This is a genomic window from Magnetospirillum sp. 15-1 (genome assembly GCF_900184795.1).
GTDB lineage: Bacteria > Pseudomonadota > Alphaproteobacteria > Rhodospirillales > Magnetospirillaceae > Phaeospirillum.
This window is the reverse complement of the sequence record NZ_FXXN01000015.1, coordinates 1-13,624: the sequence shown is the minus strand read 5'-3', so window position 1 is coordinate 13,624 and position 13,624 is coordinate 1. Positions and strand designations below refer to the sequence as shown.

Here is a 13,624-nt window from a genome sequence, read left to right as displayed (position 1 = left end):
TCACTCATGTATGACGGGGTTGCTTATGAATTTGGCACTCGGTCGGCGCGGATAGGCGCGAAGGCTGGACGGTTCGGGCAAAACCAATTTGGCACGAGGGTTGCTTTGTTCCCGGCAACCTGACAGTTCATCAAGGGGGTCAAAGATGTTTGGACACGATCTTCGCAGCCGTTCCCTGATTTCGGGCGCGATTCTCTCGGCGGTTCTGGGTCTGGCGGCGACGCCGGCCTCCGCCGATTTTTCGCTGTATGAGCAGGGCGGCCTGAAGATTGACGGCGCCGCTACCGGCGGCGTCACCCTGTTCACCAGCCCGGGTGCCCAGTTCGGCGCCGGCTCGTGGACCAATAACGGCGGCGCTCCCGGCAAGCGGATCACCGGCCGCGGCAACTGGTCCGAGACCTTCCTGCATCCCGAGCTGAAGGCCTCCTACGAGACCGAGAATTACGGCAGCTTCTACGGCGACGTCAGCGGCCAGTTCACCATGACCGGCGGTTCGGGCGAGCCCTCGCTGATCTCCACCACCTACGGCCATCCCTGGCTGGTCGAGCTGGAGAACCTGTATGGCGGCTGGAAGTCGGGCAAGACCCTGGTCGGCCTGGGCCTGGACGAGAACGGCCTGGACCTGTCGGGCGGTCGCCAGAGCTTCCGCGTCGCCGACGGCTTCCTGATCAGCAACGGCACCAACAACATCGGCAAGCGCGGCATGTTCTGGACCCAGTCCCGGACCGCCTTCGCCCAGACCGGTGTCGCCAAGGTGTCGTCGGGCAACGTGCGCGGCGACGTGTTCTACCTGAAGAACAACGCCTCCAACTCGGTCATGCTGCCCGGCCTGTACGAGAATGCCCAGACCTCGGTCGTCGGCGGCAATATCGAACTGTTCGGCAATGCCGATCAGGTCGAGGGCAAGCCGGCTCCGGACGGCGCTTCCAACTACGCCGACCGCAAGTGGTACGGCGGCATGACCGTCTTCCGGGTGGCGTCGGCCGACAGCCGTGGTGTCTACGGCTTCAACAACGGCATCGCCAACTCGACGGTCACCAACACCCTGTCGTCGGCCCGCGACGGCATGACCGTGTTCTCCTTCCACATCGGCGGCAATCCGCTGCCGTTCCTGCCGGACTTCTCCCTGTACGGCAACGCGGTGAAGGAAAACAACAACAGCCACAGCGCCAAGGTGGACGCCAACGCCTACTACATCGAGCCGGGCTACCAACTGTCCGACGTGCTGTGGACGCCCAAGCTGTCTTACCGCTACGCCCACTTCTCGGGCGACAAGAACCCCAACGACGACAAGAAGGAGGCCTATGATCCCTTCTTCTACAACGCCATCACCCGTGGCTTCGGCACCTGGTTCATCGGCGAGATCGTCGGCAATTACGTGATCTCCAACTCCAACGTGAACATTCACCAGCTGACCTTCAGCGTGAATCCGCGCGACGACCTCAAGCTGAGCGTCCTGGCCTTCAACTACAAGTATGACGCCAAGAGCCAGCTCGCCAACGTCACCTCCGACGATCTGGCCCGCGAAATCGACTTCGCCGCCGAATGGGCCATCAGCGACAACGTCGCCCTGTCGGCCGCCTTCGGTGCCGCCAAGGCCGGCAGTGGCTACAAGCAGAACATCAATGCCAACTCCAACCCGGCCGGTCTGCCCATGGACAAGACCTGGCTGTTGGGCGAGACATCGCTGGTCGTCAAGTTCTAGGACTTCAGGCAAGAGGCCTCCGCCTCCTTCTCAGGAAGGGGCGGGGGCCTTTTCCATTCCGGGCTATGGAAACTTCTTAATCCTTGGGCCATATTATATCTCTATGAGATATGGTGTGGGAGGACAGCCATGGCACTGGACAATGGCATAGCCAGCGACAACAAGCGCGCGTTTCCCAGGCAGCGTGCCGGTGCTGAATGCACCTTCGTCCTCGATCGCATGGAAAGCCGTGCCACTCTGCTGGACGCATCGCGCGGCGGCTTCAAGCTGCGCTTCGATCAAGCCGAGGCCGCCATGGCCGCCATAGCGCCACTGCCGCGCGACATGATCATCGTCGACCAGTTCGCCAAGATGCGCGCCACCGTCATGTGGGCCAGCGGCGGGTTGGCCGGCTGCCGCTTCTATCAGCATCTGTCGCTGGACGACGTGGTGCGGATGATGACCGGCCATTTCCGTCTGGAACTGGCTCCCCTGGCTCAGCCGGCCGACGCCGCGCCGGCCTCCTGATCGACGGTCCCAAGGCCGCGAAAGCCACCACGGAATTTCCCGCCGACATCGCCTGACCCCCCACCTCCAGGAGGGGGGATGGGCACAGCTTTTGGGAGGGTATTCAATATTTAATTCATAACATAGTCTGTATGCAGGGGGGCGGTGCGGAGCAAAGCCTTGGCATCAGATGACGAAGTGATCCATGACAATCGGCGCGAATTTCGCCGCCAGCGGGGTGGTGCCGAGTGCACCTGTGTCTTTGGCGGGCGGGAAAGCCGGGCCGTCCTGGTGGACGCCTCCTGCGGCGGCGCCAAATTACGGTTCGACGAGGCCGAAATCGCCATGGCGGCGCTGCTGCCCGTCCCCTGCGATATCATCATCTCCGACGAGCATTCCGTCATGCCCGCGACGGTGATGTGGGCGGGCGGTGCGTTTGCCGGCTGTCAGTTCCATCAGCACCTGTCGTTGGACGAGGTGGCGCGGATGATGACCGGCCACTTCCGTCTGGAGGTTCCCCGGTCTTGCGACCAGACCTTCGGGGTGGAGGCCGTTGCCCAACCCCGGAGAGATGCCGTATCGCCGGCCGAGCGCGATAGCGACGCCCAAGCCGCTTTCCGGCTCGAAGCCGAGCTGGAGGCCAGGATCAAGGCCATGATCGACGCCGACATCGAGGCCCAGGCCGCGTGCGCAATCGTGGCCGCGGCGAGTGTCGAGGTCGAGGCTATCCCACCTTCTTGACCGGTGTCCGTCCCAGCTCGCGATAGCCCGCCACTTCCTTGGTGACGTGGTGGAACAGGGCGTCGTCCACCAACTGGTAGATTTCCAGGCAGCATTGCTGTGCCTGCTTGTGGGTCCTGATCTTGGGGATCAGCTTGCGGCAAAGATCGATGAAGGCTGCCGACAGCGCGGCATGGGTCATCTGGTGCTTTTCGCTGGCTTCGCCGTCATGGGTTTTGAGGAAGGCGTCCTCGGTGGCGAAAGCCGCCTTCATGGCGTTGAAGATCGCCCCGGTATGGGCGGCCAGCGTGTGCTGGTTGAGGCCGGGGTCGTCCATGCCCTGAAAGAAATCGGCCATGGCCCCAAGCATGCGCTTGCGGCCGAGGTCCACCTCGGCGATGCCGGTTTCCAGGGACATGTTCCAAAGGAACATGGGGGCCTCCACCAAAGACGCCACATCGCTGTCTTTTCAAAGATGGTAGTGCTTCCTGTCTATGTCAAAGGACTGAAACAACTCGTTTTTTCTTCTTACACATGGTCATCCCGGCGTCATGATCCGTCACCGTAGTCTCTTAAAATGCGCTGCCGACGTAGCTTGCGTCACGTAGGGGTTGCCCGCCATCTCCGGCCGTGACAGCGGTCGGAAATTTGGCTAAACCCCATCTTCCCGTCGTCACTGAACGCGAGCGAGCATGACCTCCACTCTTCCCGTCGCTACCCTGGCCGCCATCACCAATCGCATCGCCCGCGAACTGGGCGTGCAGGCCTCCCAGGTCGCCTCGACGGTACAGATGCTGGACGAAGGCGCCACGGTGCCGTTCATCGCCCGCTACCGCAAGGAGGCTACCGGCGGACTGGACGATACCCAGCTGCGCAATCTGGAGGAGCGTCTGGGCTACCTGCGCGAGCTGGAAGATCGCCGCGCCGCCATCCTTCGCTCCATCGAGGAGCAGGGCAAGCTGACTCCGGAGCTGACAGGCCAGATCGCCGAGGCCGACAGCAAGGCGCGGCTGGAAGACCTTTACCTGCCCTACAAGCCCAAGCGCCGTACCAAGGCCCAGATCGCCCGCGAGGCCGGCCTCGAGCCCCTGGCCGACGCCTTGCTGGCCGATCCGGCCAAGGTGCCGGAACAGGCGGCCGAACCCTATGTGGACGCGGAAAAGGGCGTGGCCGACGTCAAGGCCGCCCTGGATGGGGCGCGGCAGATCCTGATGGAGCGCTTCGCCGAGGATGCTGAACTGCTGGGCAACCTGCGCGATGCCCTGTGGGACGGCGGCGTGCTGATCTCCACCGTGGCCGAGGGCAAGACCGAGGCCGGGGCCAAGTTCTCCGACTATTTCGACTACCGCGAGGCCATCAAGGCCATTCCGTCCCACCGCGCCCTGGCGCTGTTCCGGGGGCGCAACGAAAACGTTCTGAACCTGAAACTGCTGACTCCCGACGAGGCGGCGCGGCCGGAAGGCGCGGTTTCCCAAGGCCCCGGCGAGTTCGAGGCCCGCATCGCCCGGCGTTTTTCCATCCGCGACCTGAAGCGCCCCGCCGATTCCTGGCTGTCCGAGACGGTGCGCTGGGCGTGGCGTATCAAGATTCATCTGCATTTGGAGTTGGAGCTGATGAGCCGCCTGCGCGAGGCGGCGGAGGAAGAGGCCATCCGCGTCTTCGCCCGCAACCTGCGCGCCCTGCTGCTCCAGGCGCCGGCCGGAGCCAGGAACTGCATCGGTCTCGACCCCGGTATCCGCACCGGCGTCAAGGTGGCGGTGACCGACGCCACCGGCAAGGTGGTGGAATGCGCCACCATCTATCCCCACCAGCCCAGGAACGACTGGCAGGGTTCCCTTGCCGCCCTGGCCCATCTGGCCCGCAAGCACGGCATCAAGCTGGTGGCCATCGGCAACGGCACCGCATCGCGTGAGACCGACCGGCTGGTCATCGACCTGATGAAGTGCCACCCGGACCTGGGGCTGGAAAAGCTGGTGGTCAGCGAGGCCGGCGCCTCGGTCTATTCGGCGTCCGAACTGGCCGCCAAGGAATTCCCCGATCTGGACGTATCCTTGCGTGGCGCGGTCTCCATTGCCCGCCGCCTGCAGGACCCGCTGGCCGAATTGGTCAAGATCGACCCCAAGGCCATCGGCGTCGGCCAGTACCAGCACGACGTGGACCAGGTGAAGCTGGGCCGCTCGCTGGACGCGGTGGTGGAAGACTGCGTGAACGCCGTGGGCGTCGAGGTCAACACCGCTTCCGCCCCGCTGCTGTCCCGTGTCGCGGGCTTGAGCCCCACCGTGGCCCGCAATGTGGTGGAGTTCCGCGACCGCTTCGGCCCCTTCGCGTCCCGCGATGCGCTGAAGCAGGTGGAGCGCCTGGGCGCCAAGGCCTTCGAGCAGGCGGCGGGCTTCCTGCGGGTGGTGGGCGGCGTCAATCCGCTGGACGCCTCCGCCGTGCACCCCGAGGCCTATCCGGTGGTCGAGCGCATCGTCAAGGCCACCGGCCGCCCGGTGAAGGCGCTGATCGGCGATTCCGCCTTCGTCCGCAGCCTCGATCCCAAGGAGTTCACCGACGAGCGCTTCGGCGAGCCGACGGTCAAGGACATCCTGAAGGAACTGGAAAAGCCCGGCCGCGACCCGCGCCCCGAGTTCAAGACCGCCGCCTTCAAGGAGGGGGTCGAGACCCTGAAGGACCTGACCCCCGGCATGATCCTCGAAGGCGTGGTGACCAACGTCACCAATTTCGGCGCCTTCGTGGATATCGGCGTCCACCAGGATGGCCTGGTCCACATCTCGGTGCTGGCCGACCGCTTCGTCAAGGACCCCCACGAGGTGGTCAAGCCCGGCGATCTGGTCAAGGTCAAGGTGCTGGAAGTGGACATGAAGCGGAACCGCATCGCGCTGTCCATGCGCATGGACGCCCAGCCGGTCCCGGCCCGCAAGGACGACGGTCCCGCGCCCCGCCGCGATGATCGCCGCCCGGCGCCCCAGCCCCAGCGGCAGGCCGCTCCCAAGGCGGACGAGGGGGGGGGAGCCTTCGCCGCCGCCTTCGCCAAGGCCAAGCAGAAGCGGTAGGGGGCGTCTCCAATTCCCCACTTCCCAAACGGAATAGTCGTAGCGCATTTCCCCTATGCGTCCGTCTGACTAGACTCGTCGGTTCAGTTTCCTATACCGTCCAGCCGGTACAGTAAAAGGGACCGGTACGGTATGAGTACGCGCGAGCGCATCATCGATTCCGCCATGACCATCGTTCGTGACCAGGGCGTGACCAGGCTGACCCTGGACGCGGCCGCCAAGGAGGCGGGCGTCAGCAAGGGCGGCGTGCTCTATCACTTCAAGAGCAAGGACGACCTGATCCGCGGCATGGTCCAGCGGCTGATCGAACAGTGCGACCAGCTCAACCGCGAACATTACGAGCATCAGCCGGAAGGCCCCTATCGCTGGGCCAGGACCCTGGTGCACGCCTGCTTCGACCCCAACGGTCCGGCCTTCGATCCGGTGGGAGGCGCCTTGCTGGCCGCCGTCACCGTCAATCCCGATCTGGTCGCCCCCATCCAGTCCATGTACGACCGCTGGATGGAGCGCATCAAGAGCGACAGCCCCGACCTGGAGCGGGCCGGACTGATCTGCACCGCCATGGACGGCGTCTATTTCCAGCGCCTGATGGGTATCAACCTCAGCGATGCCGAGGGGGCCGAGCGCCTCAAGCGGCACGCCCTCGACCTTCTGAAGTAACGGAGCCTGCGCCATGAAAGCCAAACGGATGATCATCATGCTGGCGGGCAGCGCCATCGTGTTCGGCGGGGTGTTCGGTTTCGTCGCCTTCCGCAATCACATGATCAAGCAGTTCTTCGCCACCATGCCCAAGCCGGTGATCGCGGTGACCACCGCCAAGGCGGTGCTGACCGACTGGCGCACCGTGGTGCCGGCGGTGGGAACGCTGCAGGCGGTCAACGGCGTCGACATTTCCGGCTCCATGGCCGGGCTGGTCAAGTCCATCGCCTTCGAATCCGGCCAGGAGGTGAGGAAGGGCAGCGTGCTGGTGCAACTCGACACCGATGTCGAGATGGGCGACCTGCGCAGCGCCCAGGCCGAGCTGGCCCTGGCCAGGACCAACCACGACCGCAACGTCAAGCTGGTGCGGTCCGATACGGTCAGCGTCGCGGCCCTGGAAAAGACCGATGCGGAACTGAAGGTCAAGCAGGCCAAGGTGGCCGGGCTGCAGGCCCAGATCGCCAAGAAGACCATCACGGCACCCTTCGACGGGCGTCTCGGCGTGCGCAAGGTCGATCTGGGCCAGTACGTCCAGCCGGGCCAGATGGTGGTCAACATGCAGGACCTGTCGCTGATGCTGTGCGACTTCACCGTGTCGCAGAAGGACCTCGCCCTGCTGGGCGTCGGCCAGAAGGTCTCCATGACCACCGATGCCTGGCCCGGCGTGGTGTTCGAGGGCGCCGTGGCCGCCATCGAGCCGCTGGTCGACGTCAAGACCGGCATGGTTTCGGTGCGCGCCAGCTTCTCCAATGCCGAGGGCCGTCTGCGTCCCGGCATGTTCGCCCGCATCGAGATCGAGCGCCCCTCCGGTGCCCCGGTGGTGACGGTGCCCGCCTCGGCGGTGGCCTACAACCTGCACGGCGACGCGGTGTTCGTGGTCAAGGAGGAGGCCGGCGCCGACGGCAAGACGGTATCCAAGGCCGAACGGGCGGTGGTCCAATTGGGCGAGCGCAAGGACGGCATGGTGGTCGTCAAGTCGGGCGTTGCGCCCGGCGACGTGGTGGTGACCTCGGGCCAGGTCAAGCTGGAACACGGCTCGCTGGTCCAGGTGGCGGCCAGTGATCCGCTGAAGACGGCGTCCAACGGGACGGTGCAGTGATGTTCGACATCTTCATCAAGCGGCCGGTACTGGCCGCGGTGGTCAGCCTGCTGATCCTGTTCATCGGCCTCCGGGCCCTGATGAGCCTGCCGGTGCGCCAGTATCCCGAGATGACCAACACGGTCATCACCATCACCACCACCTTTCCCGGCGCCGATGCCGACATGATCCAGGGCTTCGTCACCCAGCCGATCCAGAAGGCGGTGGCGACGTCCGAGGGCATCAACTACCTGACATCGCGCTCCATCCAGGGCTTAAGCGAGATCAAGGCCTTCATCCGCCTCAACGACGACCCGGAAACCGCCATGACCGGGGTGATGAGCAAGGTGGCCGAGGTCAAGAGCCTGTTGCCCAAGGGCATCAACGATTCCGTGATCAAGAAGGAGACGGGGCAAAGCTTCGCCTCGGCCTATCTCGCCTTTTCGTCCGACCGCCTAAGCCAGCAGCAGATCACCGATTACGTCATGCGGGTGGTGCAGCCCAAGCTGGCCGCCGTGCCCGGCGTCGCCAACCCCGAGCTTTACGGCGGCCAGAAGTTCTCCATGCGCGTCTGGCTGGACCCGGAAAAGCTGGCCCAGCACGATATGGGGCCCGACGATCTGAAGAACGCTCTGACCAGCAACAACTTCACCTCGGCCTCGGGGTCCACCAAGGGCGCCTATGACGTGGTCAACACCCAGGCCTCCACCGATCTGAAGAGTGTCGAGGAATTCCGCCAGCTGGTGATCAAGCACGACGGTTCGCGGCTGGTGCGCCTGGGCGACGTGGCCAATGTGGAACTGGGGCCGGAAAACGACGACATGAGCGTGTTCGCCGGCAACGAGCGGGCCATCTTCGTCGGCATCTACACCACGCCGGAAGCCAACCCGCTGTCGGTGATCCGCGAGGTGCGCGAAGAGGCGCTGCCGGCCCTGCAGGCCCAGTTGCCCCCCGGCCTGACCGCCAAGATCGCCTATGATTCCACCCTGTTCATCGATGCCGCCGTCACCGAGGTGGCCAAGACCATCGCCGAGGCGGCGATCATCGTCATGGTGGTGATCTTCTTCTTCATGGGATCGGTGCGTTCGGTGGTCATTCCGGTGGTCACCGTGCCGCTGTCGCTGATCGGCGTGGCGGTGCTGCTGCTCTCCCTCGGCTTCTCCATCAATCTGCTGACCCTGCTGGCCATGGTGCTGGCCATCGGACTGGTGGTCGACGACGCCATCGTGGTGGTGGAGAACGTGCATCGCCACATCGAGGAGGGGCTGCCGCCGTTCCGCGCCGCCCTGGTGGGCACGCGCGAGATCAGCGGGCCGGTCATCTCCATGACCATCACGCTCGCCGCCGTCTACGCCCCCATCGCCTTCATGGGCGGGCTGACCGGATCGCTGTTCAAGGAGTTCGCCCTGACGCTCGCCGGTTCGGTGGTGGTCTCGGGGGTCATCGCCCTGACGCTGTCGCCCATGATGTGCTCGAAGATTCTCCGGCACGAGGACGACAAGAAGGGCCTGACCGCCCTGATCGACCGTACCTTCGACCGGGTGCGCGCCAAGTACGAGACATGGCTGGGCGCCTCGCTGGCCGACCGTCCCACCACCCTGATCTTCGCCATGATCGTCCTGGGCTCGCTGCCTTTCCTGTTCCTGGCGGTGCCCACCGAGCTGGCGCCGGAAGAGGACCAGGGCGTGGTGTTCACCGCCTTCAACGGCCCGGCCTCGGCCAATACCGACTTCATGGAGGCTTTCTCGCACCAGATCGCCGCCAAGCTGAAGGCGTTCCCCGAGACCAACGAAACCTTCCTGATCAACGGTATGGGCGCCATCAGCCAGGGTTTCGGCGGTGCGGTGCTGACGCCCTGGGAGGACCGCAAGCGCTCGGCCAAGACGCTGACCGCCGCCATCCAGCAGGCCCTCAACGAAGTGTCGGGGGTCAAGGCCTCGGTGTTCCCGCCGCCGCCCCTGCCCGGCGTCGACGGTCTGCCGGTGCAGTTCGTGCTGTCCTCCATCGCCGATTACCCGCAGCTCAACGAGATTCAGGGCGAGTTGATGAAGCGGGCGCAGGGATCGGGCATGTTCGCCTTCATCGACGCCGACCTGAAGATCGAAAGCCCGCAGACCCAGGTGGTCATCGACCGCGACAAGGCGGCGGCCTACGGCATCTCCATGCAGCAGATCGGCGACGCGCTGGGCACCATGACCGGCGGCAATTACGTCAATCTGGTTAATCTGCAGGGCCGCTCCTATCAGGTGATTCCCCAGGTGCCGCGCGAGTTCCGCCTCGACCCCGCCCAGTTGGGCCGCTATCACGTGCGCGCCTCGTCGGGGGCGGCGGTGCCGCTGTCGTCGCTGGTCAGCCTGGGCTCGTCGGTGCGCCCGGTGTCGCTCAACCAGTTCAACCAGCTCAACTCGGTGACCATCCAGGCCTTCCCCATGCCCGGGGTGACCCTGGGACAGGCGCTGGAATTGCTGCGCAATCTCGCCACCGAGCTGCTGCCCCAGGGCACCACGGTGGACTATGCCGGCCAGTCGCGGCAGTACGTGCAGGAGGGCAACGCCCTGGCAATGACCTTCGTCTTCGCCCTGGTGATCATCTTCCTGGTGCTGTCAGCCCAGTTCGAAAGCTTCCGCGATCCGCTGGTGATCCTGGTCTCGGTGCCGCTGTCCATCTGCGGCGCCCTGATCCCGCTGGCGCTGGGCGTGGCCAGCATGAACATCTATACTCAGGTGGGCCTCGTCACCCTGATCGGCCTGATCACCAAGCACGGCATCCTGATCTGCGAGGTGGCGCGCGAGCGCCAGGAAGCCGAGGGCCTCAGCCGCGCCCAGGCGGTGATGGTGGCGGCCGGCCTGCGCCTGCGTCCCATCCTGATGACCACGGCGGCCATGGTCGCCGGCCTGATCCCCCTGCTGTTCGCCCACGGGGCGGGAGCGGCGTCGCGCTTCTCCATCGCCGTGGTGATCGTCGCCGGCATGACCATCGGCACGCTGTTCACCCTGTTCGTGTTGCCGGTGATCTATACCTTCGTCGCCGCCGAGCGCCGGGCGACGGTCGGGGCGGTGGCGGAAGGGGCGCCGGCCGAGTGAGCCCCGATCTCGTCTCCCGTGTTCTGTACCGCGACCCGGCCGTGCTGATTATCGACAAGCCGGCCGGGTTGGCCGTGCATGCCGGGCCGAAGGGGGGCGAGCATCTGATGCTCTATCTCGACGCCCTGCGCTTCGGCCTGAACCGGCGGCCGGAACTGGCCCACCGTCTGGACCGCGAGACCTCGGGCTGTCTGGTGCTGGGTCGCGACCGCAAGGCTCTGGCGGCGCTGGGCGAACTGTTCGCCAAGGGCCTCGCCGGCAAGACCTATTGGGCGGTGGTGGTGGGCAAGCCGCGCGAGGCGCAGGGCGTCATCGACTACGCCCTGAAGAAGCGGGAAAAGAAGTTCGGCTGGCGCATGGAGGTGGACCGCACCGGGCTGGCCTCGGTCACCGAGTGGCGGCTGTTGGGCAGTGACGGGCGGCTGTCCTGGCTGGAATGCCGGCCGCTGACCGGCCGCACCCACCAGATTCGCGCCCACTGCGCCGCCATCGGCCATCCCCTGGTGGGCGACGCCATCTATGGGCGCGGCACCGGCACCCTGGCCGGCGACCGGCTGATGCTGCATTCGCGGAGCATCGTCCTGCCGCTCGATCCCGGAAAGCCGCCTATCGGCGCCGAAGCCCCGGTGCCCGAGCATATGCGGACCGCCCTGGAGGGGTGCGGATGGGTCTCACCGTAAAGACGCAAACCAATACCGATTTACTCATTTCGCTTGACGCGCGCCCCGGCTGAGGGTGAACTACTCTGACCGGCAACATCAACGGACCGGACAAACAGGGTGGGGGCTATGAACATCAAGGACATTCTCGTCCATTTGGACGGCGACAGCGTCGATAGCGGCACTCTGACCCTGGCGGTGGCCCAGGCCAAGCGCTTCGGCGCCCGGCTGACCGGCCTGTTCGCCCGCAAGGAGATCAGCCCCACCGCCATGGTCGCCCGCCAGCCCAGCAACACCCTGCTGGCCCAGGCCGAGGCTGCCCGCAAGGCGTTCGAGACCGCCACCGCCGGTCTCCAGACCCGCTGGTGGCAGGTCGTCCACGGCGCCGAAACCGATCTGCTGAGCGAGACGGTGTTCTGCAGCCATTATGTGGATCTGGTGATCGTTTCCCAGCCCGCCGCCTACGGCAACCATGTCCCCGAGACCATGGTCGAGCAGATCATCCTCAATTCCGGTCGCCCCGTCCTGGTGGTGCCCGTCGATTACAAGGACCGCCCGGTGGGCAAGCACGTGGTGATCGGCTGGCGTTCCGCCAAGCAGGCGGCCCGCGCCCTGCACGACTGCCTGCCCCTGGTGGAAGGCGCCGAACAGGTGCTGGTCGCCTCGGTACGCGGCTTCTCCCCCATGGACAAGACCCTGCCCCAGGTGGACATCATCGACCACCTGCGCACCCACGGCCTGCCGGTCACCGGCGAGCGGGTCAACACCGAAGGCCTGGGGGTCATGGATTCCCTGCTGTCGCGCGCCTACGACATCGACGCCGACCTGCTGGTCATCGGCGGCCACCCCGGCCGCAGCCTGTCGTTTTCCGGCAAGGCTGGCGCCGGCACCCGCCACATCCTGGCCCATTCCAGCATCCCGGTGCTGTTCAGCTGCTGAGATTGCCGGGGCGGATATCCATGTCGCGCGTCCTCCGGTCGTTCATGGACACGGATGGACGCCGATGCCGCTTCGCGGTCACGGATCAACAGGGACAGTAGGAATTCCATATTGCCGCTTCGGGCGGATGGATAGGCACATCCGTGTCTTGTGGTTTTCTTAGAGCGGCGCGCCTCAAATCAGAACCACCTCTCTGCGTCATGGCCGGGCTCGACCCGGCCATCCACGTGGGGGCGTTCGGCACTATCCTAGACGGAGCCACGTGGATGCCCGGAACAAGTCCGGGCATGACGAGAGCGGAGGTGGCGCAGATTTATGGCTTGATGCTCTAGGCTGTAGTGACAATTTAGGATTTCCCTGAATCCGGAATTGTGATTCAAAGCTGATTTTGGAGGTCAGCTTTGGAAGGCGAGATTCTGCGAGACGACCAGTGGGAGCGTCTGAAGCCCTTTGTCCCCGGCGGGCGCAAGGGCAAGCGTGGCCCTCGTAGCGACGGTCGGCGCTTTTTTGATGCCGTATTGTGGCTTGCCCGCTCGGGTGGGCGATGGCGAGATCTTCCCGAGCGGTTCGGGCCGTATGACACGGTAAAGCGGCGCTATTACCGTTGGATCGAGCAAGGGGTGTTCGACCGGATATTTGAGGCTGTTTCGGTCAATCCGGACCTTGAATGGCTGATGATCGATGCGACGGTCATCCGAGCCAACGCGCAAGCAGCCGGGGCGCGGCAAAAAAGGGGGCCCAGGCTCTCGGGCGCTCCCGAGGCGGATTCGGAACAAAGCTCCACGCCGTAGTCGATGCGCTCGGACTGCCTGTGCGCTTCGAGCTTGGCCCCGGCCAGCAAAACGACATGGCCCCTGCCTGCGACCTGATCCGAGGATTGAAGGCGGGCCAAGTCCTCGCCGACCGCGCCTATGACGCGGACAGCCTCCATGACCTCATCCTCGACCAAGGTGGCGAGCCGGTTATTCCACCCCGCCGCCATCGCAACCGTGTNCATACGGCCCGAACCGCTCGGGAAGATCTCGCCATCGCCCACCCGAGCGGGCAAGCNCACAATACGNGCATCAAAAGCGCATCGCAACTCGCTACGACAAGATCGCCGCCAACTTCTTGGGCTTCATCAAGCTCGCCAGCATCATGTTCTGGCTCAGATAAGGTTTAAATTTGTCCAACCTAACGAAGCCGTAGAATAAAGATAC

General features: G+C 65.0%; 10 protein-coding genes and 1 pseudogene. 10 read left to right on the top strand and 1 reads right to left on the bottom strand.

The window, feature by feature from the left end:
• The first annotated feature begins 145 nt into the window (after positions 1–145).
• The 3 genes from CP958_RS02460 (at position 146) to CP958_RS02450 (ending at position 2,932) form a co-directional block, all read left to right on the top strand.
• Positions 146–1,705, top strand: coding sequence for an alginate export family protein (locus CP958_RS02460; RefSeq protein ID WP_096700431.1), 1,560 nt, complete (start codon positions 146–148; stop codon positions 1,703–1,705).
• Positions 1,706–1,834: 129 nt separating this feature from the next.
• Positions 1,835–2,212 (top strand): PilZ domain-containing protein, encoded by a 378-nt coding sequence (locus CP958_RS02455; RefSeq protein WP_096700430.1) that lies wholly within the window; start codon positions 1,835–1,837, stop codon positions 2,210–2,212.
• 159 nt (positions 2,213–2,371) lie between these two features.
• Positions 2,372–2,932 carry a PilZ domain-containing protein gene (locus CP958_RS02450; RefSeq protein WP_096700502.1) on the top strand — a complete coding sequence of 187 codons (561 nt, stop codon included), beginning with the start codon at positions 2,372–2,374 and terminating at the stop codon, positions 2,930–2,932.
• On the opposite strand, the gene CP958_RS02445 is transcribed toward CP958_RS02450, so the two are convergent.
• Positions 2,916–3,344: a hypothetical protein gene (locus CP958_RS02445; protein WP_096700501.1), complete on the bottom strand. Its 429-nt coding sequence runs from the start codon at positions 3,342–3,344 to the stop codon at positions 2,916–2,918. The genes CP958_RS02450 and CP958_RS02445 overlap by 17 nt on opposite strands.
• A 259-nt stretch (positions 3,345–3,603) precedes the next feature.
• Here CP958_RS02445 and CP958_RS02440 point away from each other — a divergent pair, with 259 nt between their 5' ends.
• The 7 genes and pseudogenes from CP958_RS02440 (at position 3,604) to CP958_RS02410 (ending at position 13,580) form a co-directional block, all read left to right on the top strand.
• A complete protein-coding gene (locus tag CP958_RS02440) occupies positions 3,604–5,967 on the top strand; it encodes a Tex family protein (protein WP_096700429.1) in 2,364 nt (787 codons plus the stop codon).
• A gap of 132 nt (positions 5,968–6,099) precedes the next feature.
• The gene (locus tag CP958_RS02435) at positions 6,100–6,627 is read left to right on the top strand and encodes a TetR/AcrR family transcriptional regulator (protein ID WP_096700428.1); all 528 of its coding nucleotides are present in this window, start codon (positions 6,100–6,102) and stop codon (positions 6,625–6,627) included.
• 13 nt (positions 6,628–6,640) lie between these two features.
• Complete coding sequence (locus tag CP958_RS02430) at positions 6,641–7,765, top strand: efflux RND transporter periplasmic adaptor subunit (RefSeq protein WP_096700427.1); 1,125 nt, start codon at positions 6,641–6,643, stop codon at positions 7,763–7,765.
• Complete coding sequence (locus CP958_RS02425; protein WP_096700426.1) at positions 7,765–10,827, top strand: efflux RND transporter permease subunit; 3,063 nt, start codon at positions 7,765–7,767, stop codon at positions 10,825–10,827. The genes CP958_RS02430 and CP958_RS02425 overlap by 1 nt, the downstream gene beginning before the upstream one ends.
• Positions 10,824–11,507 (top strand): RNA pseudouridine synthase, encoded by a 684-nt coding sequence (locus CP958_RS02420; RefSeq protein ID WP_096700425.1) that lies wholly within the window; start codon positions 10,824–10,826, stop codon positions 11,505–11,507. The genes CP958_RS02425 and CP958_RS02420 overlap by 4 nt, the downstream gene beginning before the upstream one ends.
• 108 nt (positions 11,508–11,615) lie before the next feature.
• On the top strand, positions 11,616–12,425 hold the full coding sequence (locus CP958_RS02415) for a universal stress protein (protein WP_096700424.1): 810 nt from the start codon (positions 11,616–11,618) through the stop codon (positions 12,423–12,425).
• A 401-nt stretch (positions 12,426–12,826) separates the two neighbouring features.
• Positions 12,827–13,580: pseudogene (locus tag CP958_RS02410) on the top strand (IS5 family transposase).
• Positions 13,581–13,624 lie beyond the last annotated feature (44 nt).